At 58.1% G+C, this 20,887-nt stretch carries 18 protein-coding genes; 10 read left to right on the forward strand and 8 right to left on the reverse strand.

Annotation, left to right across the window (positions count from 1 at the left end):
• Positions 1–237 precede the first annotated feature (237 nt).
• Positions 238–1,044: an NAD kinase gene (locus ACR0EK_RS16790; RefSeq protein ID WP_480484271.1), complete on the forward strand. Its 807-nt coding sequence runs from the start codon at positions 238–240 to the stop codon at positions 1,042–1,044.
• Positions 1,045–1,294: 250 nt separating this feature from the next.
• Here the strand turns inward: ACR0EK_RS16790 and ACR0EK_RS16795 are convergent, their stop codons facing one another.
• From ACR0EK_RS16795 to ACR0EK_RS16810, 4 genes are all read right to left on the reverse strand, one after another.
• Positions 1,295–2,722 (reverse strand): amidase family protein, encoded by a 1,428-nt coding sequence (locus ACR0EK_RS16795; protein ID WP_480484270.1) that lies wholly within the window; start codon positions 2,720–2,722, stop codon positions 1,295–1,297.
• Positions 2,723–2,810: 88 nt separating this feature from the next.
• Positions 2,811–4,700, reverse strand: a complete 1,890-nt coding sequence (gene prpE / locus ACR0EK_RS16800; protein WP_480585192.1) for a propionate-CoA ligase PrpE — start codon at positions 4,698–4,700, stop codon at positions 2,811–2,813.
• A 231-nt stretch (positions 4,701–4,931) separates the two neighbouring features.
• On the reverse strand, positions 4,932–5,321 hold the full coding sequence (locus ACR0EK_RS16805) for a GFA family protein (RefSeq protein WP_480898025.1): 390 nt from the start codon (positions 5,319–5,321) through the stop codon (positions 4,932–4,934).
• A 48-nt stretch (positions 5,322–5,369) separates the two neighbouring features.
• Complete coding sequence (locus ACR0EK_RS16810) at positions 5,370–7,643, reverse strand: NADP-dependent malic enzyme (RefSeq protein ID WP_267365814.1); 2,274 nt, start codon at positions 7,641–7,643, stop codon at positions 5,370–5,372.
• Positions 7,644–7,832: 189 nt separating this feature from the next.
• Here ACR0EK_RS16810 and ACR0EK_RS16815 point away from each other — a divergent pair, with 189 nt between their 5' ends.
• The 7 genes from ACR0EK_RS16815 to upp all read left to right on the forward strand — a co-directional run bounded on the left by ACR0EK_RS16815 (position 7,833) and on the right by upp (position 13,790).
• Entirely contained in the window at positions 7,833–8,108 is a 276-nt protein-coding gene (locus tag ACR0EK_RS16815) for a hypothetical protein (protein WP_267365812.1), read from the forward strand.
• On the forward strand, positions 8,071–9,174 hold the full coding sequence (locus tag ACR0EK_RS16820; protein WP_480898027.1) for a cupin domain-containing protein: 1,104 nt from the start codon (positions 8,071–8,073) through the stop codon (positions 9,172–9,174). Before ACR0EK_RS16815 ends, ACR0EK_RS16820 begins: the two co-directional genes overlap by 38 nt.
• 91 nt (positions 9,175–9,265) lie before the next feature.
• Complete coding sequence (locus tag ACR0EK_RS16825; RefSeq protein WP_267365809.1) at positions 9,266–9,658, forward strand: cytidine deaminase; 393 nt, start codon at positions 9,266–9,268, stop codon at positions 9,656–9,658.
• A 4-nt stretch (positions 9,659–9,662) separates the two neighbouring features.
• Positions 9,663–10,970 carry a thymidine phosphorylase gene (locus tag ACR0EK_RS16830; protein ID WP_480967957.1) on the forward strand — a complete coding sequence of 436 codons (1,308 nt, stop codon included), beginning with the start codon at positions 9,663–9,665 and terminating at the stop codon, positions 10,968–10,970.
• Positions 10,967–12,178: a phosphopentomutase gene (locus ACR0EK_RS16835; protein ID WP_480967958.1), complete on the forward strand. Its 1,212-nt coding sequence runs from the start codon at positions 10,967–10,969 to the stop codon at positions 12,176–12,178. The genes ACR0EK_RS16830 and ACR0EK_RS16835 overlap by 4 nt, the downstream gene beginning before the upstream one ends.
• Complete coding sequence (locus tag ACR0EK_RS16840; RefSeq protein ID WP_480967959.1) at positions 12,175–13,161, forward strand: adenosine deaminase; 987 nt, start codon at positions 12,175–12,177, stop codon at positions 13,159–13,161. The genes ACR0EK_RS16835 and ACR0EK_RS16840 overlap by 4 nt, the downstream gene beginning before the upstream one ends.
• Positions 13,158–13,790, forward strand: a complete 633-nt coding sequence (upp, locus tag ACR0EK_RS16845) for a uracil phosphoribosyltransferase (protein WP_480967960.1) — start codon at positions 13,158–13,160, stop codon at positions 13,788–13,790. Before ACR0EK_RS16840 ends, upp begins: the two co-directional genes overlap by 4 nt.
• 6 nt (positions 13,791–13,796) lie before the next feature.
• On the opposite strand, the gene ACR0EK_RS16850 is transcribed toward upp, so the two are convergent.
• Positions 13,797–14,810, reverse strand: a complete 1,014-nt coding sequence (locus ACR0EK_RS16850; protein ID WP_267367575.1) for a hypothetical protein — start codon at positions 14,808–14,810, stop codon at positions 13,797–13,799.
• A gap of 148 nt (positions 14,811–14,958) precedes the next feature.
• Here ACR0EK_RS16850 and ACR0EK_RS16855 point away from each other — a divergent pair, with 148 nt between their 5' ends.
• Both ACR0EK_RS16855 and ACR0EK_RS16860 read left to right on the forward strand, forming a co-directional pair.
• Positions 14,959–15,894: a DMT family transporter gene (locus ACR0EK_RS16855; RefSeq protein WP_480967961.1), complete on the forward strand. Its 936-nt coding sequence runs from the start codon at positions 14,959–14,961 to the stop codon at positions 15,892–15,894.
• Positions 15,895–16,162: 268 nt separating this feature from the next.
• Positions 16,163–16,936 carry a Hint domain-containing protein gene (locus ACR0EK_RS16860; RefSeq protein ID WP_480898037.1) on the forward strand — a complete coding sequence of 258 codons (774 nt, stop codon included), beginning with the start codon at positions 16,163–16,165 and terminating at the stop codon, positions 16,934–16,936.
• A gap of 56 nt (positions 16,937–16,992) precedes the next feature.
• Here the strand turns inward: ACR0EK_RS16860 and ACR0EK_RS16865 are convergent, their stop codons facing one another.
• From ACR0EK_RS16865 to ACR0EK_RS16875, 3 genes are read right to left on the reverse strand one after another with little or no spacing between them, the layout of a single operon-like run.
• A complete protein-coding gene (locus ACR0EK_RS16865) occupies positions 16,993–19,194 on the reverse strand; it encodes a 3-hydroxyacyl-CoA dehydrogenase NAD-binding domain-containing protein (protein ID WP_480558310.1) in 2,202 nt (733 codons plus the stop codon).
• A complete protein-coding gene (locus tag ACR0EK_RS16870) occupies positions 19,187–19,675 on the reverse strand; it encodes a cupin domain-containing protein (RefSeq protein ID WP_267364657.1) in 489 nt (162 codons plus the stop codon). The genes ACR0EK_RS16865 and ACR0EK_RS16870 overlap by 8 nt, the downstream gene beginning before the upstream one ends.
• On the reverse strand, positions 19,675–20,886 hold the full coding sequence (locus ACR0EK_RS16875; protein ID WP_209503248.1) for an acetyl-CoA C-acetyltransferase: 1,212 nt from the start codon (positions 20,884–20,886) through the stop codon (positions 19,675–19,677). Before ACR0EK_RS16875 ends, ACR0EK_RS16870 begins: the two co-directional genes overlap by 1 nt.
• Position 20,887 lies beyond the last annotated feature (1 nt).

Below are 20,887 nucleotides of genomic sequence, written 5' to 3' on the forward strand. Positions count from 1 at the left end.
CTCGATCTCGTCGCGCTGACGACCCAGCTCAGACCGGATCGAGCCAAAAAGCTCAGGATCGCGGTCCGACAAGGACTGGGTGAAAAATCCGGTGTCACGAAGATTGGCGTTCATTGGCGCTCCACATGGCTGGGTATAAATCTTGCGGATTTCCTATCGGAAACGCCACATTCGCAAAAGGCTTAAAGCGACGATTTGGCCTGCTGCGGCGTCAAGACTGGCCTATTGGGGAAAGGTATGTTTGTTTCGGAACCAAATGTGCAACACCGGAAACCACAAAACATGAAAAAGAGAATCGCCTTTCTCGCCAGTGAGGTCAAAGTGGCGCAAACAGCGCGTGACACCCTGGTGACCAAATATGGTAATGTGGCACCTCGGGACGCAGATGTAGTGGTTGCATTGGGCGGCGACGGCTTCATGTTGCACACTTTGTACAATGTGCAGCATCTCGATACTCCGGTTTACGGGATGAATCGCGGCACGATCGGCTTTCTGATGAATGAGTATCACGAAGACGATCTGATGGCGCGGCTGGAGGATGCCGAGGAAGAGGTTATCAACCCGTTGGCCATGCAAGCGATGGACCAATCTGGAAAACTGCACGAGGCGCTGGCGATCAACGAAGTGTCATTGCTACGCGCCGGTCCTCAGGCAGCAAGGCTCAAGATCAGCGTAGACGGCCGGGTACGCATGGCCGAACTGGTCTGTGACGGGGCATTGCTTGCCACGCCTGCGGGATCGACCGCCTATAACTATTCCGCGCATGGGCCGATTGTTCCGATTGGTGCTGACGTTCTGGCCCTGACACCCATCGCAGCGTTTCGCCCACGGCGGTGGCGTGGTGCCTTGTTGCCGAAAATGGCGAAAGTCAGGTTCGATGTGGTCGAAGCTGACAAGCGCCCGGTCATCGTGGCCGCCGATTCCGTTTCTTTCCCGGATATCGACTGGGTTGAGATCAGGTCGGAACCAGCCATTGCGCACCGTATCCTTTTCGACCCCGGCCATGGGTTGGAAGAACGTCTAATATCCGAACAATTCACGTAAAATAGGCCATCCCCAAATTTTTCTCACGCCTGTGTGAAGCAGTTCACAGGAATTCCCTTAATGATTGGCTAATGTGAACTTGTCCGGAGAACACGCCAAGGTGGGAGTGAGTGGCCACCTAAACGGTGTTTTCGAATGGTTGCGCAGATTTTGCGCTGGCGAGGGTGGGTGGTGCTACGCTCGTCATCAGAAATCCGGGCTTATTTTAGCAGCTGGACCCCGGGCACAATGACCCGGGGTCTATTTTTTGTTACATGTGATCCCAAAGCGGGAAACACATCTGTCCCACGCGAGCTTCTATCGCGGCGGCGGCATCCACGGCCAAATCCTCGCGCCAGCGCTGTGCCGCGATCTGTACATTGATAGGTTGAGGCCCTTTGGGAAGGTTGGCCAATCGTGACGGAACGCAGGCTGCAGGCAGTCCCAGAAAGTTCATCGCATAGGAATAGACAGCGCATCCCAGAACATCATGCACGCCTTCCGCGCCTTCGGTGTCCCGGTCGGGTTTGAAAAATGGCTGTGGCAGGAAAGGGGACAAGACCAGCGGGTAGTCCTGCATAAACAGGGACCATTCACGGGCATAATAGCTGCGCTTGGCCAGCATCCGGACCAATTCTGTTTCAACGATGGGCGGGAATTCCTGAAAGTAGACGTCAAAGATGTCGCGGATGGTTTTGGAACCAGCGGCTTCAATGTCAGATTTCATCAGGGTCAGCACTTCGCCCATCAAGGTCCGGTACCCGATCCGGCCACATTCAAAGACATCGGGTGGATCGACCTCTTCAACGTCGTACCCTGCATCGACCAGCGCATCGCGCGCAGTGTCGAGGGCTTTTTCGACCTCGGGGTGCAGCGCATAGCCGAAGGTGTTCTTGGTGAATGCCACCTTGATCGGCTGGTCAAAACGCTCACCGCGCCAGGGCATTGGTACGTGGAACGGATCCCGCGCATCGGTGGCGATCAGGCTGGGCATGGACAGGTGTAGATCCGCAGCCGACCGAGTGATCAGGCCCTGAACCGACATTGATTGCGCCAGCAATCCGCGTTCGGCCTTCTGACTTGGGTTCCACGCGGGAACGCGTCCCAACCCCGGTTTCACCGTAACCGCTCCGATGGCGGCTGCCGGAAAGCGCAGGCTGCCGCCAATATCGTTGCCATGGGCCAGCGCACCGACACCTGCCATCACGGCGGCAGCAGCGCCACCGGATGATCCCCCGGGTGAAATGTGCCGTCCCCACGGGTTGAACGTGCGCCCATGCAGGGGGTTGTCGGTGTCGGCCCTGAAGGAAAACTCGGGCGTATTCGTTCGCCCGATCACAATGGCCCCCGCTTTTTGCAAGTTGCTGACCACCGGCGCGTCATCCGGAGCGATTACGTCCTTCAGCGCAATGACACCGTTGGTGGTGGCGTGGCCTTTCTGATCGACATTCACCTTGATTGTTACCGGAACACCATGCAGCGGGCCGGTCGGCTGACCACGCCCCCGTGCAGCATCTAGCGACTGCGCGCGTTCCAGGGCCTCGGTGCGCAAGTCTTCGACGACCGCGTTCAGCGCGGGGTTCACCGCGTCCATGCGATCAATCGAGGCCTGAACCGCCTCGGTCGCGCTCAGATCGCCGCGTCGGGTCAAGGTGGTCAGCTCTGTGGCGCTGAGACGCCAGATATCGGTATGTGTCATGGGCCCTCACTGTCTTACAGCGACAGTAGGGGCCCAGATTCAGGTTGCAAGGGCGGACATGACATGGGCGGCCTGTGCCACCCGATGGTTACTTGGCGTAACCAATTGTCTGCAACGCTTCTTTGATCTCATCAAGGATGGCAGGATCATCAATTGTTGCAGGCATTTTGTAGTCCTGACCGTCTGCAATCGACACCATCGTACCACGCAGGATCTTACCGGAACGGGTCTTGGGTAACCTGTCGACGACAACAGCCAGTTTGAAGGCGGCCACCGGCCCGATTTTCTCCCGAACCATTTTGACGACTTCCTGAACCACATCGCCATGATCCCGTGTGGCACCAGCATTCAGGCACAGGAAGCCGACCGGCATCTGCCCCTTCAGCTGGTCCGAAACTCCGATCACCGCGCATTCAGCCACATCGGGGTGGGCAGCCAGCACTTCTTCCATCCCGCCCGTCGACAAGCGATGGCCGGCAACGTTGATGACGTCATCGGTGCGCGCCATGATGTAGAGGTACCCGTCTTCGTCAATCATCCCGGCATCGCCGGTTTCGTAATATCCGGGGAAGTGTTCAAGATAAGATTTCTTGAACCGTGCTTCGGCATTCCACAGTGTTGGCAAGGTGCCTGGGGGCAGGGGCAATTTAACCGCGATGGCACCCAGTTCACCGGCCTTCATCGGGTGACCGCCTTCATCCAGAATTTGCACGTCATAACCCGGCATCGGTTTTGCGGGCGAGCCCAGCTTGACCGGAAGCTCTTCGATACCCAGCGGGTTCCCGGCAATGGCCCAGCCGGTTTCGGTTTGCCACCAATGGTCGATCACCGGAACCTTCAGCGCGTTTTGTGCCCAGATAATTGTGTCAGGGTCGGCGCGTTCGCCTGCCAGATAGAGGGCCTGTAGATGAGACAGATCGTATTTGCCGATCAATTCGCCCTTGGGGTCTTCTCGTTTGACGGCGCGGATGGCCGTAGGTGCGGTGAAGAAGCTTTTGACCTTATGTTCCGAGATCACGCGCCAGAAGGTGCCAGCATCCGGGGTGCCGACTGGCTTGCCCTCGAACACAATTGTGGTGTTTCCGTGGATTAGGGGTGCGTAGCAGATATAGGAGTGCCCCACGACCCAGCCCACATCGGAGGCTGCCCAGAACACGTCGCCTGGATCGACGTTATAGACATTCTTCATTGTCCAGTTCAGTGCCACAAGGTGTCCGGCAGTGGGGCGCACGACCCCTTTGGGTGCACCCGTAGTGCCAGAGGTGTACAGGATATAAGCCGGGTCATTACCATCAACCGGCACGCATTCAGCCGGTTCGACACCGTATTGGAAGCCATGCCAGTTGAAATCGCGCCCTTCAATCAACTGGGCGACCTCTTGTTCCCGCTGGAAGATCACACAAAAATCAGGTTTGTGGTTGGCCAGCTCGATCGCACCGTCAAGCAGGGGCTTATAGTGAACCACGCGACCGGGTTCCATCCCACAGGACGCGGCGATGATTGCTTTGGGTTTGGCGTCGTCGATGCGCACGGCCAGTTCGTTGCTGGCAAACCCGCCGAACACGACCGAATGCACGGCGCCGAGGCGGGCACAGGCCAGCATCGCCTCAAGCGCTTCGGGGATCATCGGCATGTAGATAATGACACGGTCGCCTTTCTCGACACCCTTTGCGCGCAGCGCGCCGGCCAGAGTGGCCACGCGGTTGCGAAGCTCGACATAGGATATCTCGCGCTTGGTGTGGGTAATGGGGCTGTCATAGATGATGGCGGTTTGTTCACCGCGCCCGTTTTCCACATGACGGTCTACGGCATTCCAGCAGGTATTGACCCGCGCGTCGCTGAACCATTCGTACAAGGGCGCATTGTCGTCGAACAGTGCTTTGCTGGGGGCCTTGACCCAATCGATCCCTTTTGCAGCGTTCATCCAGAACGCTTCGGGGTCAGTTTTCCAGCTGTCATAAACGTCCTGATACGCCATCTTGTCCTCCTCACAACGGCTTGGACATTGTGTTAGGTCGCGGAAAACAACCGAGCAAGCGCGACGCATGACGACGCGTCAGTTTATCGCAAAAAATTTGCAGATCAGCGGAATATGACTTGCAAATTTTTGCAAAATTACAGTTCTAGCAGAGTTCTTGCCGCTACAGTGGAAATATTTGCAAAATTGCAAACTTTCGTGTGCAAATTTTTCGCCCCTTCGGGAATCAGCTCAACCAGCCGTTTTGGCGTAACGTGGCAGCTTGTCCTGAAGGTTCAGCCAGGGCAGGTGGTCGGCGTGGAACACGTGAAACTGTGGCGGCAGGGTCTCGGGGTTGTCCAGCGTTGCGGTGTAAAGATGAATGTTCACCGTATCGCGCGCTGTGCGATAGGCCATCTGGGTTCCGCATTTGCCGCAAAACAGACGTTCAACCCCTTCCGATGAGCGATAGATCTTTGGTGCCTGACCCAACCATCTGACCGCCTCATGCGGCAGCCCGAAAAAAGCCGTGACCGGCGCGGCGCAGTTTCGCCTGCAATCTGAACAGTGGCAATAACAGCTCCACGCGGCTTGGGCATCGCTTTCCCAATGCACGGCGTTGCAGTGGCAATGTCCTTTCATGCGCTTCCCCCCCCCTGTTGGCAGGGGCGCCAGCAAGGCTGCCCCCGGTTAACCGTAATGCGCCACGGGTGTTCCTGCAATCGCCGCCATGTTCAGCAGACCGCGCGCGGTGATGGATGGAGTAACAATATGGGCCTTGTTGCCCATGCCCATCAGGATCGGGCCAACTTCAATCCCGTCCGCCTTCATCTTCAGAATATTGCGTACACCACTGGCAGCATCTGCGTGGGCGAATATCAGAACGTTGGCCGCCCCCTCTAGTCGCGACGCTGGGAAGATACGCGCCCGCAGGTCTGCATCCAAAGCCGCATCCAGATTCATTTCGCCTTCGTAGACAAAATCGCGCGGCTGCCGATCAAGGATTTCCAGCGCCGCCCGCAGCCGTTTGCCTGATCCTTCAGCCTGATTGCCGAATTGCGACTGCGAACAGAAGGCGATCTTGGGCTCGATCCCGAACCGGCGAACATGTCGCGCGGCGCCAATGGTGGTTTCGGCCAGTTCTTCCGGCGATGGCAATTGCCGGACATGCGTATCGGCAATGAACAGGGGGCCATCTTCCAGGATCATCAGGGACAACGCACCATGCGGGCGCAGTTTGCTGTCGTCCAACACCTGTTCGACATAGTTCAGGTGCCAGCGGAATTCACCAAATGTGCCGCAGATCATGCTGTCCGCTTCGCCACGATGCACCATGATCGCACCAATGGCAGTTGTGTTGGTGCGCATGATCGCCTTGGCCAGATCTGGCGTCACACCGCGGCGCTGCATGATTTGGTGGTAGGAAGTCCAGTAATCGTAATAGCGCGGGTCGTTCTCCGGGTTAACGATCTGACAGTCCTTGCCCGGACGAATGGTCAGCCCCAGCTTTTCACATCTGGTCTCGATCACATCGGGTCGCCCAATCAGAATTGGCGTTTCCGTCGTCTCTTCGAGAATGGCCTGCGCGGCCCTCAAAACCCTTTCATCTTCACCCTCGGCAAAAACGATGCGACGGGATGCGACGGCCGCGGCCTCGAACACAGGACGCATCAGAAGGGCTGATTTGAAGACCGACTGGTTGAGCTTTTCCTTATAGGCTTCAAGGTCCTCGATAGGGCGTTTTGCGACACCGCTTTCCATGGCGGCCTTGGCAACCGCCGATGACACCACGCCCACAAGACGTGGGTCAAATGGTTTTGGGATCAGGTACTCCGGACCAAAGGTCAGTTGCTCGCCCTTATAGGCAGCCGCCGCCTCGGCGCTTGTGGTCGCGCGCGCCATCTCAGCAATACCATCCACGCAGGCAATCTGCATCGCGTCATTGATCTCGGTCGCGCCGACATCCAGCGCACCCCGGAAGATAAACGGAAAGCACAATACGTTGTTGACCTGATTGGGAAAATCACTGCGACCCGTGGCGATGATTGCGTCTGGTGCTACTGCGCGCGCGTCCTCTGGCAGAATTTCCGGCGTCGGGTTGGCCAGGGCGAAGATGATCGGGCGGCTGGCCATTTTCCGGACCATATCAGGCTTCAGAACATTTGGGCCGCTGAGACCCAGAAACAGGTCGGCCCCACCAATCACATCGTCCAGCGTCCGCAAATCCGACTTCTGCTCGAACTGTGACTTGTGCGGGTTCATATCCTCGGCCCGTCCTTCGTAGACAAGCCCGTGAATGTCGCATAGCCATATGTTTTCGCGCTTCACACCCAGCTTGACCAGCATGGTCAGGCACGCGATCCCGGCAGCCCCGCCGCCGGTCGACACGACTTTGATGTCCTCAAATGACTTTCCGGCCACATGCAGCGCATTCTTGGCCGCAGCACCGACCACAATAGCGGTTCCATGCTGGTCGTCATGGAAAACCGGGATGTTCATACGCTCCCGGCAGAGCTTTTCGACGATGAAGCAATCAGGGGCCTTGATGTCTTCAAGGTTAATGGCGCCAAATGTTGGTTCAAGGGCACAGACGATATCCGCAAGCTTTTCGGGATCGGGCTGATCGACCTCGATATCAAAACAGTCAATACCTGCGAATTTCTTGAAAAGGACGGCCTTGCCTTCCATAACCGGCTTCGAAGCGAGTGCTCCGATATTCCCCAGGCCAAGCACCGCGGTGCCGTTTGAAACCACGGCGACAAGATTGCCGCGCGCCGTGTAACGTTCCGCATTGGCTGCATCGGCCTTGATTTCAAGGCTGGCCTCGGCCACGCCGGGCGAATAGGCGCGGGCCAGATCGCGCCCGTTGGCCATCGGTTTGGTAGCCTTGATCTCAAGCTTTCCGGGTTTGGGAAATTCATGATATTCGAGCGCAGCTTGTCGCAGGCTGGGGGTGTCAGACATCGGCGATTCAGCTCCCATTGAGAATTTGATTTAGCCTTAAACTATTTTTTTGGACTTGGCTACGCTACGTAACTCTGGCGTGATGTCGCAACCGTGAATTCGGATTGATATTGTCTGAGTTCATTTTCGCCTTTTCACATTGTGACGACCAAGATCACTCTGGCAAGGCCGTTGTGACATTCAGAACTGATGACCCGGCTGGTAACGAACGAGGGATCATTAGGTTGGATGTTGGTTGCAGCGGTGTTGGGCGGTTGTCGTCACCCAGATTTGGTCGAGTTCATCACGCTGAACGGCGGAGTTTTACCTGTGATTATTGAAATGCGCTTCTTCGTTATGGAAGAAATGCCGGAGATGTTCTTTTCGATTGGCATTTTGACCTCTGTTCTGATCGGATGGCCAAAGTTGCAATTCGAAGAGAATACTGATGACCAAGACATCCGATCTGGCGAAAACGCACGCTGAGATTCGCCTGCCCACACAGGAAATTCGCGACGACATCCCTTTTTACACAAAAAAACTGGGGATGAAGATGGACATGATTTATCCCGCTGACGATCCGCGCGTCGCGGTGTTTTCGGGGTATGGCGTGCGGTTGCGCATTGAAAAAGACGCACCGGAAAGTCCGGGAACATTGCGTATCCTGACGGATGATCCGTCTGATTTCGCGGGTGGTGAACGCGTTCTTGTAGCCCCGAATGGCACCCGAATCGAAATTGAAGAACGAAATCCGCCACTGGTGATGCCAGAGACCGTGCATTCCTTTGTCGTGCGCAGGCTCAAGGACCAGGCCCCCTGGATCATTGGCCGGGCCGGGATGCACTATCGCGATCTGGTCCCGGATCGGCTGGGCGGGTCGATTATTGCCAGCCATATCCGCATTCCCGATGGTGGACCGGTTCCGGACATGGTGCATTTTCACAAGGTCGGGTTTCAGCTGATCTTTTGCATCCATGGCTGGGTGGATGTGGTCTATGAGGATCAGGGCGAGAAAATGCGTCTGACAGCGGGGGACTGCTTTATTCAACCTCCGGAAATCCGGCACCGCGTTCTCGAAGCATCTGATAATGTTCAGGTCATTGAGATCGGAGTGCCGGCTGAGCATGTCACAGAGATCGACCATGACATGACACTTCCCACTCCGCACATCCGCCCGGACCGCGAATGGCAGGGGCAACGCTTTGTCTATAATCAGGCCAAGGGTGCCGAGTGGATGCCCTTCCGCCTGCCGGGGTACATCTGCCGCGACACCACGATTGCCGAGAACACCAAGGGTGTCGCTGGGGTGCAGGTTGTGCGCAAAGGATCGGGTGATCCGGAATGGGCCAGCCATGACACCGACATTCACTTTACCTTTGTGATGGACGGCGAGGTCACCCTGGAAGGAGAGGGGCGCGATCCCTACCGGCTGGAGCAAGGGGATGCTTTTGTCATTCCACCTGGGATGCGCACACGGCTGTCCGACCCAACAGACAATATCGAATTGTTGGAAGTCACCTTACCCGGTACCTTCAACACAACGCTGGGTTAAGCGAAAAACATGGGGCAGGGGCTTCAAATTCCCCGCCCTAATACGTTAGCGTGCAAATTTCTGACCAGATGATCAAAAATGAGGAATCGCCATGTCGCTGAAAGACGCTGCCTTGTCTGTCCGGGAAAACGCCTACGCGCCATATTCGAACTTCAAAGTTGGCGCAGCGCTTCGGTCTTCTTCGGGTCATGTCTTTTCCGGGTGCAACGTCGAGAATGTGGCCTATCCCGAGGGGACCTGCGCGGAAGCAGGTGCAATTGCCGCTATGGTGGCCGCGGGCGAGCAGGAACTGACCGAGGTCTATGTGGTTGCCTCCAGCCCTCAGCCTGTGCCGCCTTGCGGCGGATGCCGTCAGAAGCTGGCCGAGTTTGGCAAGCGCGATGTAAAGGTTACTCTGGCAACCGTCGATGGTGCGGAGTTTGAGACAACCATCGGAGATTTGCTGCCGGGTGCGTTCGACGCGTCGCACATGGAGGATGTCTGAACGCATGGACGCCCGTTCAATCATAGCCAAACTGCGCAGGCACGAAGTCCCAGGCCGCGACGAGCTTATCTGGTTCGCGCAAGGGTTGGCAGACGGCAGCGTCAGCGATGCGCAGGCCGGGGCGTTTGCCATGGCCGTCTGTATGGGCGGGCTGGGTCCTCAGGGGCGTGCGGACTTGACGATTGCGATGCGCGATAGCGGCGATGTTCTCGGTTGGGATGTGGACGGGCCGGTGATCGACAAGCACTCGACCGGTGGGGTCGGGGACTGCGTCAGCCTTGTGCTGGCTCCGGCGCTGGCGGAATGTGGTGCTTATGTGCCGATGATCTCGGGTCGGGGTTTGGGGCACACGGGTGGAACATTGGACAAGCTCGAGGCGATTCCGGGGGTCAGCACTCAGATCGGTCAGGACCGACTTGCGCAGATATTGCGCGAAACGGGCGCGGCCATCGTTGGCGCGACGGGCCAGATTGCACCGGCGGACAAGCGGCTTTATGCAGTGCGGGATGTAACGGCAACAGTCGAAAGTCTGGATTTGATCACAGCGTCGATCCTGTCCAAAAAGCTGGCGGCCAGCCCGGATGCGTTGGTTCTTGACGTCAAGGTCGGCAGCGGTGCCTTTATGAAAACAATTGAGGATGCCCGTAAGCTGGCCACAGCATTGACCGAGACAGCGAACGCGGCCGGGTGCCGGACTTCGGCGGTGATCACGGACATGAACCAGCCTTTGGCCCCGGCGCTGGGCAATGCACTGGAGGTCGCGGAAGTGATGAAGGTTCTGACCGGTCCTGACGCTTCGCCACTAGTGGACATTTCTGCCGAGTTGGGCGGCGTCCTGCTGGCTGATGCAGGCATATGCAACTCGGTCGAGGAGGGGCGCGAGCAGATCGCCAGGATCGTCCGTGACGGTCGCGCTGCTGAACGGTTTGGCCGCATGATGGCAGCGGTTGGTGGTCCTGTGAAATTTGTCGATACCTGGACCCGTTTCCTGCCTGAGGCGAGCGTTATTCAGGAGGTTCCTGCCCCCAATGACGGTTACATCTCCGCCATCGACGGGGAGGCGCTGGGCCTTGCGGTCGTCGCGCTGGGTGGCGGCCGCCAGGTCGAAAGTGATGAGATCGATCCGGCCGTAGGAATATCCAACATCCTCAGGCTGGGGGATCGTGTTTCAAAAGGTTCACCCATTGCCGTGGTCCACGCTGCACGGGAAGGCGCTGCACGGCGGGCAGCGGAAACTGTGCTGAGTGCGATGACAATCAGCGATACAGTTCCAAAGCTGCCCGATCTGATCCACGAAAGGATCAGCGTATGAGCCGAGCGTTTCTTGTCGTCATGGATTCCGTCGGAATAGGCGGGGCACCTGATGCAGACCGGTTTTTCAACGGTGATGTTCCGGATGCCGGGGCAAACACGCTGGCCCATATCGCCCAAGCCTGCGCGGAAGGCCGCGCATTAGATGGGCGCACCGGCCCGTTGCACCTGCCCAACCTGGACGCGCTGGGTTTGGGCGCGGCTGTGCGGCTGGCGTCTGGAGACGCCACTCCGGGCCTCGATGCCGAACCTGCTGGACTATGGGGCTGCGCGCGTGAGCATTCGCCGGGTAAGGACACGCCCTCAGGCCACTGGGAACTGGCGGGCCTGCCGGTGCCTTGGGATTGGCATTACTTTCCAAACACGGTTCCGGCTTTTCCAGCGGAACTGAGTCGCGCGGCAGCCGAAGCTGCTGGGACCGAAGGCATTCTTGGTGACTGCCACGCGTCCGGGACAGCGATCATAGCCGAACTGGGTGCCGAACATATGCGCACCGGTTGGCCGATCTGCTACACATCCGCTGACAGTGTGTTTCAGATCGCGGCCCATGAGGAAAGCTTTGGGCTTGAGCGGTTGTTGGACATGTGCCGCGCGCTTGCTCCGCGATTGCACCAGATGAGAGTGGGGCGTGTCATCGCGCGCCCCTTTGTCGGAACGCCTGAGACGGGGTTCGAACGGACGACCAATCGCAAGGATTTCGCCATTCTGCCCCCGGCACCGGTGCTGACCAGCTGGGTGCAGGATGCAGGGCGACGGGTTCATGCAGTGGGCAAGATCGGCGACATCTTCTCGATGCAGGGGATCGACACGCTGCGCAAAGGGTCGGATGCCCAGCTGATGCAGCATCTGTCTGATCTTGTGGGCGAGGCGGAAGAGGGCAGTCTGACCTTCGCCAACTTTGTCGAATTTGACAGCCTTTATGGGCATCGCCGCGACATCAGCGGCTATGCCCGAGCGTTGGAATGGTTTGACCGCGAGATCGGGGATATACTGAAGAAACTTCGACCAGGCGATCTGTTGCTGTTAACAGCTGATCATGGCAATGACCCAAGCTGGACCGGAACAGATCACACCCGTGAACAGGTTCCGGTTCTGATTGCGGGACAGGGTGCCGGACAAATCGGGCAAGTAGATTTTACCGATATCGCGGCCAGCATTGCCCACCATCTGAACATTCCGGCGCAAGGGCCGGGAAGGAACTTTTTATGAGCGTTGCAGACCTGCCCAAAATTGAACTGCATCTTCACCACGAAGGCGCGGCACCTCCGGCTTTCATCCGCCAGCTTGCCCACGAAAAACGCGTTGACCTGAGCGGTATCTTCAAGCCAGACGGATCTTATGATTTTCGTGATTTCGCGCATTTCCTGAGCGTGTACGAAGCCGCTTGTGAAGTTCTGAAAACGCCCGAAGACTTCCGGCGGCTGACATTGGCCATTCTTGAGGAAAGCGCTGAAAATGGCGTGGTTTATTCCGAGACCTTCCTCAGCCCTGATTTTTGCGGCGGTGGCGACCTGCATGCGTGGCGGGATTATCTGAATGCCATTCAGGATGCGGCAGACGAAGCCGAGCGTGAATTCGATATCACCTTGCGCGGTGTCGTTACCTGTGTCCGCCATTTTGGTCCCGAACAAGCCAGGCGGAGTGCCCATTGTGCGGCCGAGACCGCCGGAAACTGGATCACCGGTTTCGGCATGGGCGGCAACGAAGCCATTGGCACGCAGGGCGACTTCAAATGGTCTTTCGATTGCGCCCGCGAAGCCGGGCTGCGCCTGACCACGCATGCAGGTGAGTTTGGTGGCCCTGACAGTGTTCGCGACGCTGTGCGCGATCTGGGGGTTGAGCGTATTGGGCACGGCGTCCGCGCCATCGAAGACCTTGATCTTGTTCGTGAACTGGTTGACCGGGAAATCACGCTTGAGGTGTGTCCGGGTTCGAATGTGGTTCTGGGTCTTTTCCCTGATTTTGCTGCCCACCCCATCGCGAAACTGCGCGATGCGGGCGTAAAGGTTACGATTTCCACCGACGATCCTCCGTTTTTTCACACGACCATGCGGCGGGAATATGAGATGTTGAACGCGGCTTTCGGCTGGGAGGCCGGGGATTTTGCGGCATTGAATGAGATGGCCCTGAACGCGGCCTTCTGTGATGATGACACCCGCGCGCGGGTCAAGAAAAGACTGGAGAACACATGAGCGAACACCTTACTGTCGTCGATCACCCGCTGGTGCAACACAAGCTGACGCTCATGCGGGACAAGGGCACCTCGACCGCCGGATTCCGGCAGTTGTTGCGTGAAATCACATTGCTGCTGGCCTACGAGGTCACGCGCGACATTCCCCTTACAACGCGCAATATCGAAACGCCGATGGAAGAAATGGACGCCCCCATACTGGCAGGTAAGAAAATGGCGCTGGTGTCAATCCTGCGCGCCGGAAACGGGATGCTGGACGGGGTGCTGGAACTTGTACCTTCAGCACGCGTCGGTTTCGTGGGGCTGTATCGCGACGAAGAAACGCTGAAACCCGTGCAGTATTATTTCAAAGCGCCAGAGAGCCTGAAGGACCGTTTGGTCATTGCGGTGGATCCGATGCTGGCGACCGGCAACAGCTCGGCCGCGGCCATTGACCTGCTGAAAGAGGCCGGGGCGACGGATATTCGCTTTCTGTGCCTGTTGGCGGCACCCGAAGGTGTCGCGCAGATGAAGGAAGCACACCCTGACGTGCGTATCGTCACGGCAGCGCTGGACCGCGAGTTGAACTCGAAAGGTTACATCATGCCCGGTCTGGGGGATGCCGGTGACCGGATGTTCGGAACCAAGTGATCCGGTTTATTCGCCGCAAATATTCTGTAGCCGGACCCAGTCGCGGTCCGGCAGCACCTGTTCCAGTGCCCTTCCCGCCATCGGATCCGCTTCGATCAGGCCAAGAACGGTTTCGCCGGTCACATCACGGGCATAGGCGTAGGGGGTTGAGGGAAGCGCGCTTTGCGAGAACATCGCCAGCAAGTCGTCGTCAGAAATGGCCGGACGAGGCTGTGACAGGACCTGCTCGGTATATGTGTCGATAATCTCGGGCGTCAGCCCACCGGTTGTCAGCAGCCTGAAGGCCGAGGTCGCGCCGGTTCTGTCCAGAAGGTCATCCAGCGGGTCCCAATGCGCGGCCCGCGCCCGTTCCGCAATCACATAGCCCGCTGCAACGGCAGGATCTTCGTAATCTTCTACCAAAGCACGGCTTAGCAGGACCGTGCCGCCAGGCAGGCTGAGGCTGTCCTGAACGCCTGCTGGCAGAATGATGATCTGCCGTACGCCCGTGCGCCGGGCCAATTGTTCCAGTGAATCCCGTGCATCCCGCGACGTACAGGCCTGGCCCGAGACGCGCTCGATCCGATGCAGGATCATATCGCCGATCTCTTGCCGCTTGACCTGGGGCACGACCGAGACAACGTGGTTTTGCAGTGCACCCGGCAGCCAGAACAGCAACAGGGCCAGCACGGCGGCCACGACGCCTCCGACACTCAGCCAGCGCAAACGCCCCGGGTGGGGGCGGGACCGATCAATAGCGCGCTGCAATCGGTCGATCGCTTCAAGCATCGTGGTTTCGGATTCGGCCAGCTCAAGCGTTTCATCCGGATCACCGTCCGGGTTGAATATGGCCGGAAAGGAACCAGGGTTCTGGCGTTCAAGTGCTGCCAGCGACCAGTGGGTCAGCGCCCTGTCATTGAAATCGGAAATGGTCAGGGTGGCTTCACCGATAGACACCACAACCTCGCGCCGCTGTTCATCGGGCGAGGGGCGCCACAGACCGGTGGCTTCGATCCGCTGGTACTGTTTCAGGGCCGTCATCTGGGTGGGTCTGCTCGAATTTGTTTTGCTGCAGCTTAGCATGGTGAAATCGCAGGGCGCAAACCTGTTGCGCAGTCATTGCGAATTGTGCTGGATACCCGAAAGGATCGAGACTGTCGGTCCAAGATCACAATCCGGACACGACTTCATGCAGGCGCATTCCTCATCTTCTGCTGTGCTGGCTTCGGCCCTGATGGTCAGTGCGATGGCAATTGTCGGCGTTATCGACAATGTTGTGATCCTTTTGGCTGAAACCGTCGGGCTGTGGCAGTTCCATCTGACCCGTGCGCTTTTGATGCTGCCGCTGATCGTCGGCCTGTCGTTTCTGGGGCTGGGCAGGTTGAGGCCCGTGCGGTGGGTCCCTGTCATCTTGCGCAGCGTTTTGATTACCATGGCAATGTTGTTCTATTTTGCATCCCTTGCCATGATGCCAATTGCACAGGCGCTGGCAGGGTTGTTCACCTCACCGATTTTCGTGCTGCTGATCTCCTCTCTGGTGCTCCGACAATCGATAGGGCCGTGGCGCATACTGGCCGTGCTGATTGGATTTACCGGCATCCTTCTGGTGTTGCAGCCAAACCCCAGCGATTTCGACCTGCGCACGTTAGTGCCTGTGGCCGCAGGGTTTTTCTATGCCTTCAGTTCGATCCTAACGCGTACGCATTGTTCTCAGGAAAGCACTGTGGCCATGCTGGCTGTCATGGTCATAACAATGGGTCTGGCCGGGGCGTTGGGGGTCACGTTCCTGACAATCGCGCCGGTTGTTACGGCAGACGGTGCCGAGGGGTTTGTTACGCGTGGGTGGGTCTGGGATATGGGGCCAGCCATACCGTGGTTGGTTACTCAGGCTGTCGGTTCAACAATCGCGGTTTTCATGCTGATCAAGGCATATCAAGTGGGCGAGCCGTCTTATGTGGCGGTGTTCGAGTATTCTGTTATGATCTTCGGCCCGCTTTTCGCTTTTGTGGCCTTTGGGCAAACCATTGGCGCCTTTCAGATTTCGGGCATCCTTATGATTGCGGCAGCGGGTCTGTTGCTGGGGTGGCGCGCCAGCCGATCCTCTGAACAGCAAAAAGTCGCCTGACGCTATTGGGTCGTATGCACGCCTAAGCCACACCGTTTCGTTACTTCCGTATCCGGTGAAACGCCGTGGATTCGGTGGATCGACAAAAGGCATTCGTTTCAGAAATGGCAAAAATGTCGGATGAGAGTCCTGGAGTGTCCACGAAAACCATCGGCAATTACGCGGAATTGGTCAAAATTGGGCGCAAATATGTCTGAAATGTGACGGGCCGAATTTTTGGTGTTAGCTCATTGGCATAACCGTTTTGTGCCAAAAGGGGGTAGGGCACGTGTCCGAAGTAACTAGTATTTCTGTTTATCTGGATCAGCTGCCAGAAGTTGATCGAACCAACACAAAACAGGCGGTAAATGCGCGCCGTGGCGGGTTTTTGCACGGCACCAAGATCGCCACGACTGCCGGGTGGAAGCCGGTCGAACGGATCACGGTAGGTGATTTGGTTCGAACCCTCGATCACGGGTTCAAAGAGGTGCGGCGCATCTCGATAAGCGTTGTCGTCATTCCGGCCGATGAACGCCGGGTCGAATTCCTGCCGGTCCTCGTGCCTGCCCGCGCCGTATATAACGGGCGACCTGTCTGGTTGATGCCCGAACAGGGCATGGCGCTGAACCTGTCCCGGATCAATGTCACGGCCGATGCGCCTTCGGTGGTGCCCGCGCGTTTGCTGAACGGTGCCGGTCGCCTGACGTCACAGGCACCGGGGTCGTCTTTTGAAGTGTTTTCCCTGTTTTTTGATGATGATCAGGTGATCTTTGTCGAAGGCGGATTGCAGGCTTATTGCGCGTCCGGTCGCTTCAATATGCGCGGCGCAACGACAGGAACACGGTATGAAGTCGCGACCGAAGAGGTCGCCTCCGACCTGATCCATACACTTATAAGCAGGGGTGATATGTCGGCCCTTGCCAACCCATTGGGTGCGCTGCCTGCACCCATTCCCCAGGAACCGATATTTCCGATCCGCCCGCCATTTGGGGTCAGGCGACCGGGTCGACCGGGACGCCCAAGCGCGCCGGTTCTGTTCCTGCGGCCCGAATGGCAGATCTAACCAAACACTGACAAGAACGATGCGGGCGCATGGTGACATGCGCCCGCATCATTGGATTAAGCGGCCTTTGCTTCGGGGTTGAAGCGACCGTAGAAGCTCTGACCTTTTTCTGCCATCTCGCGCAGCAGTGGCGGGCAGGCAAAGCGTTCACCGTATGTCTCGGCCAATTGATCACAACGCTCGGCCGCATAGGGTGTGCCGATGATGTCCAGCCAGCTGAACGGACCACCCGACCACGGGGCAAAGCCCCAGCCCAGAATTGCACCGACATCGCCCTCGCGAATGTCTTCCAGAACACCCTCTTCCAGTGCGCGGACGGCTTCCAGAACCTGAGCAAACATCAGACGTTCCTGCACTTCGATCAGGTCAGGCTGGTCATCGGCAAGCGGATACTTCTCTTGCAGGCCCTTCCAGTATTCGACGCGCTTGCCCTTCTCGTCATAGTCGAAGAATCCGGCATTTGCCTTGCGACCCAGACGGCCCTGTTCCTCCATCCAGAAGATCAGATCGTCCGAGGGGCTTTCCGGATAGGCATCGCCCATCGCCGCCTTTGTCGCGCGGGCGATCTTGGCACCCAGATCAATCGAGGTTTCGTCGGTCAGCTGGATCGGGCCGACCGGGAAACCCAATTGCCGCGCGGCGTTGTCGATCAAAATGGGGCTGACGCCTTCAGTGACCATGCGCGCACCTTCGTTAATGTATGGAATGATGCAGCGGTTTGCGTAGAAGAAACGCGCATCGTTGACCACGATCGGGGTCTTGCGGATCTGACGCACATAGTCCAGCGCCTTGGCCACTGCACGATCCCCGGTTTCCTTGCCCTTGATGATCTCGACCAGGAACATCTTTTCGACCGGTGAGAAGAAGTGAATGCCGATGAATTGGTCAGCCCGTACCGAGGCTTTGGCCAGATCGCTGATCGGCAAGGTTGAGGTATTCGACGCAAAGATACAGTCTTCGGGGATGATCGCCTCGACCTTCTTGGTCATCTCAGCCTTGACGCCCATGTCTTCAAAGACCGCTTCGATGATCAGGTCACACCCTTTCAGGTTGTCCAGATCCGGCGTCGCGGTGATGCGACCCAGCATGGCCTCTTTTTTCTCAGCCGTGACCTTGCCGCGCTTCATGCCTTTGTCCAGATAGGTCTCGGTATAGGCTTTGCCTTTGTCGGCAGCCTCCTGATCGCGGTCGATCAGAACCACTTCCATACCGGCCTGCGCCGATACCAGAGCGATACCAGCCCCCATCATGCCTGCGCCCAGAACGCCGATCTTCTTGACGGACTGATCCGGAACGCCTGCAGGACGCACGGCACCTTTTTCCAGTGCTTCCTTGTTCAGGAACAGCGATCGGATCATCGCACCAGACGACGGGTTCATCAGCACGGACGTGAACCAGCGCGCTTCGATTTTCAGCGCGGTGTCGAAATCGACCAGAGCGCCTTCGTAAACCGCGCTCAGCAGAGCCTTGGCCGCCGGGAAGGCCCCTTGGGTTTTGCCATTCACCATCGCCGACGCGCCAACGAAGTTCATGAAGCCTGCGGGATGATAGGGGGCGCCACCGGGCATTTTATAACCCTTCGCGTCCCAAGGCTTGACCAGATCGGCGTCCTTGGCGCTCAGCACCCATTCCCTGGCTGCTGCCATTGGATCGGCTGCGATTTCGTCGATATAGCCTGCGCCCTTGGCTTTCTTGACGTCCAGCATTTTGCCTTCCAGCAACAGCGGAGCCGCCGCAATGGCGCCAACTTTGCGGACCATACGGGTGGTGCCGCCCGCGCCAGGGAAGATGCCGACCATGATCTCGGGCAGGCCGTACTTTGCCTTTGGGTTTTCGGCTGCAAAGATACGATGGGTAGACAGGGGCAGTTCCATACCGATGCCCGCAGCGGTCCCGGGCAGAACGGTAGCAATCGGCTTGCCGCCTTTCTTGGTCTTGGGGTCCATACCCGCCAGTTCGATCTTGCGCAGCAGGGCGTGCATTTTCATCGTGCCCTCGAACAGACCCTTGGCTGGATTGTCGCCCGCCTGTTCTTTCATCACCGCCAGCAGGTTCAGGTCCATGCCGCCTGCAAATGACCCTTCTTTGCCCGAAGTAACAATGATGCCTTTCACCTCATCGTCGGCCAGCGCCTGATCGATGCAATCGCTCAATTCTGCCAGCCCGTCAAAGGACATCACGTTCATGGTCTTCCCGGGCACGTCCCAGGTGATCGTGGCGACGCCGTCTGCGTCTTTGCTCAGAGTGAAATCAGTCATTGTCATCTCCAATCTGGTCAGCCGTCAGCGGGCTGCCATCCTTGCGGGTGAAGGAGAATCCGTTCTCATCAACCTTCACCATCATGTCCATGTCGCTGTAATAGCCGGTCTCGGTCGGGGTCCGTGTGCCCACCACCAGAAAGGTCATGGGCGCATCGGTGTTGTTCACAAGGTGATGGCCGTTGGCCTCACCTGCGGGCCAGGCGGCGCAATCGCCGGGCTGCATCTCGTGCTCGCCATCATCATCGACCAGCGTGCACGAGCCGCTGAGGATTATGGCAAACTCGTCCTGCTTCATGTGGTAATGGCGCAGCGATGACAGGCCCTGCGGATCCAGCCGCACGATGTTGACCCCGTATTGGGTCAGCCCGCCCGCATCGCCCACGCGCTGCGCAAAGCGACCTGTGGTCGCTTCGGCCAGCTTGCCGGGATAGGCCGAGCCGCCCTGAAACGGGATCTGAGAAAGATCCAGCTTAGGCATCAGACACGCTCGATAATGGTAGCCGCACCCATGCCGGATGCAATGCAAAGCGTGGCCAGACCGGTTTCCTTGTCCTGACGCTCAAGTTCATCCAGCAGCGTACCGATAATCATCGCACCCGTGGCACCCAGCGGGTGACCCATCGCGATCGAGCCACCGTTGACGTTGACCAGTGCGGGATCGACATCAAATGCCTGCTGGAACCGCAGCACGACCGAGGCGAAAGCTTCGTTCACTTCAAACAGGTCCAGATCGCTGATCTTCATGCCATTGTCGGCCAAAATCTTCTCGGTCACCGGAACCGGGCCAGTCAGCATGATGGTCGGATCAGTGCCAATCTTGGCGGTTGCTTTGATGCGGGCACGCGGCTTGAGGCCGTATTTCTCGCCAAATTCCTTGTTGCCGATCAGAACAGCAGCGGCTCCGTCCACGATGCCCGAGCTGTTGCCGGCGTGGTGGATGTGGTTCACGCGCTCAAGATGGGGGTATTTCAGCATCGCAACCTTGTCGAAGCCAGGCATCTGTTCGCCCATCATAGCGAATGACGGGTTAAGCGCACCGAGGCTCTGCATGTCAGTGCCGGGGCGCATGTATTCGTCGCGGTCAAGAATGGTCAGGCCGTTCTGATCCTTGACGGTGATCACGGATTTCTCGAACCGGTTGTCGGCCCAGGCTTCCGCAGCACGTCTTTGCGATTCAACCGCCAGCGCATCCGCGTCATCACGGGTAAAGCCATACTCGGTCGCGATGATGTCGGCCGAGATGCCCTGAGGCACGAAATAGGTCTCCATCGCCAGCGAGGGGTCAACAGCGATTGCTGCACCGTCGCTGCCCATGGCCACGCGACCCATCATCTCGACACCGCCCGCAATATAGGCATCGCCCGCGCCGCCTTTCACCTGGTTTGCGGCCAGGTTTACGGCCTCCATGCCCGAGGCGCAGAAACGGTTGATCGCGAGACCCGGGATCGACTGGTCGAGGTCGGATGCCAGAACGGCCGAGCGCGCAAGACAGCCGCCTTGCTCCATCACTTGCGTGACGTTTCCCCAGATCACGTCTTCGACGGCGTGACCTTCCAGGTTGTTGCGCTCTTTCACCGCGTTCAGGGTCAGGGCGGACAGGCGCACCGAGGTTACCTCGTGCAGGCTGCCATCCTTGCGGCCCTTGCCGCGCGGCGTGCGCAGGGCGTCATAGATATAGGCTTCGGTCATG

The organism is Ruegeria sp. AE4 (assembly GCF_056542185.1).

What these genes read in the sequence shown, in the direction of transcription:
- ACR0EK_RS16790 (WP_480484271.1), top strand. Translation starts at nt 238, where the DNA reads ATGTTTGTTTCGGAACCAAATGTGCAACACCGGAAACCACAAAACATG.
- ACR0EK_RS16795 (WP_480484270.1), bottom strand. Translation starts at nt 2,722, where the DNA reads ATGACACATACCGATATCTGGCGTCTCAGCGCCACAGAGCTGACCACC.
- prpE (WP_480585192.1), bottom strand. Translation starts at nt 4,700, where the DNA reads ATGGCGTATCAGGACGTTTATGACAGCTGGAAAACTGACCCCGAAGCG.
- ACR0EK_RS16805 (WP_480898025.1), bottom strand. Translation starts at nt 5,321, where the DNA reads ATGAAAGGACATTGCCACTGCAACGCCGTGCATTGGGAAAGCGATGCC.
- ACR0EK_RS16810 (WP_267365814.1), bottom strand. Translation starts at nt 7,643, where the DNA reads ATGTCTGACACCCCCAGCCTGCGACAAGCTGCGCTCGAATATCATGAA.
- ACR0EK_RS16815 (WP_267365812.1), top strand. Translation starts at nt 7,833, where the DNA reads ATGACCCGGCTGGTAACGAACGAGGGATCATTAGGTTGGATGTTGGTT.
- ACR0EK_RS16820 (WP_480898027.1), top strand. Translation starts at nt 8,071, where the DNA reads ATGACCAAGACATCCGATCTGGCGAAAACGCACGCTGAGATTCGCCTG.
- ACR0EK_RS16825 (WP_267365809.1), top strand. Translation starts at nt 9,266, where the DNA reads ATGTCGCTGAAAGACGCTGCCTTGTCTGTCCGGGAAAACGCCTACGCG.
- ACR0EK_RS16830 (WP_480967957.1), top strand. Translation starts at nt 9,663, where the DNA reads ATGGACGCCCGTTCAATCATAGCCAAACTGCGCAGGCACGAAGTCCCA.
- ACR0EK_RS16835 (WP_480967958.1), top strand. Translation starts at nt 10,967, where the DNA reads ATGAGCCGAGCGTTTCTTGTCGTCATGGATTCCGTCGGAATAGGCGGG.
- ACR0EK_RS16840 (WP_480967959.1), top strand. Translation starts at nt 12,175, where the DNA reads ATGAGCGTTGCAGACCTGCCCAAAATTGAACTGCATCTTCACCACGAA.
- upp (WP_480967960.1), top strand. Translation starts at nt 13,158, where the DNA reads ATGAGCGAACACCTTACTGTCGTCGATCACCCGCTGGTGCAACACAAG.
- ACR0EK_RS16850 (WP_267367575.1), bottom strand. Translation starts at nt 14,810, where the DNA reads ATGACGGCCCTGAAACAGTACCAGCGGATCGAAGCCACCGGTCTGTGG.
- ACR0EK_RS16855 (WP_480967961.1), top strand. Translation starts at nt 14,959, where the DNA reads ATGCAGGCGCATTCCTCATCTTCTGCTGTGCTGGCTTCGGCCCTGATG.
- ACR0EK_RS16865 (WP_480558310.1), bottom strand. Translation starts at nt 19,194, where the DNA reads ATGACTGATTTCACTCTGAGCAAAGACGCAGACGGCGTCGCCACGATC.
- ACR0EK_RS16870 (WP_267364657.1), bottom strand. Translation starts at nt 19,675, where the DNA reads ATGCCTAAGCTGGATCTTTCTCAGATCCCGTTTCAGGGCGGCTCGGCC.
- ACR0EK_RS16875 (WP_209503248.1), bottom strand. Translation starts at nt 20,886, where the DNA reads ATGACCGAAGCCTATATCTATGACGCCCTGCGCACGCCGCGCGGCAAG.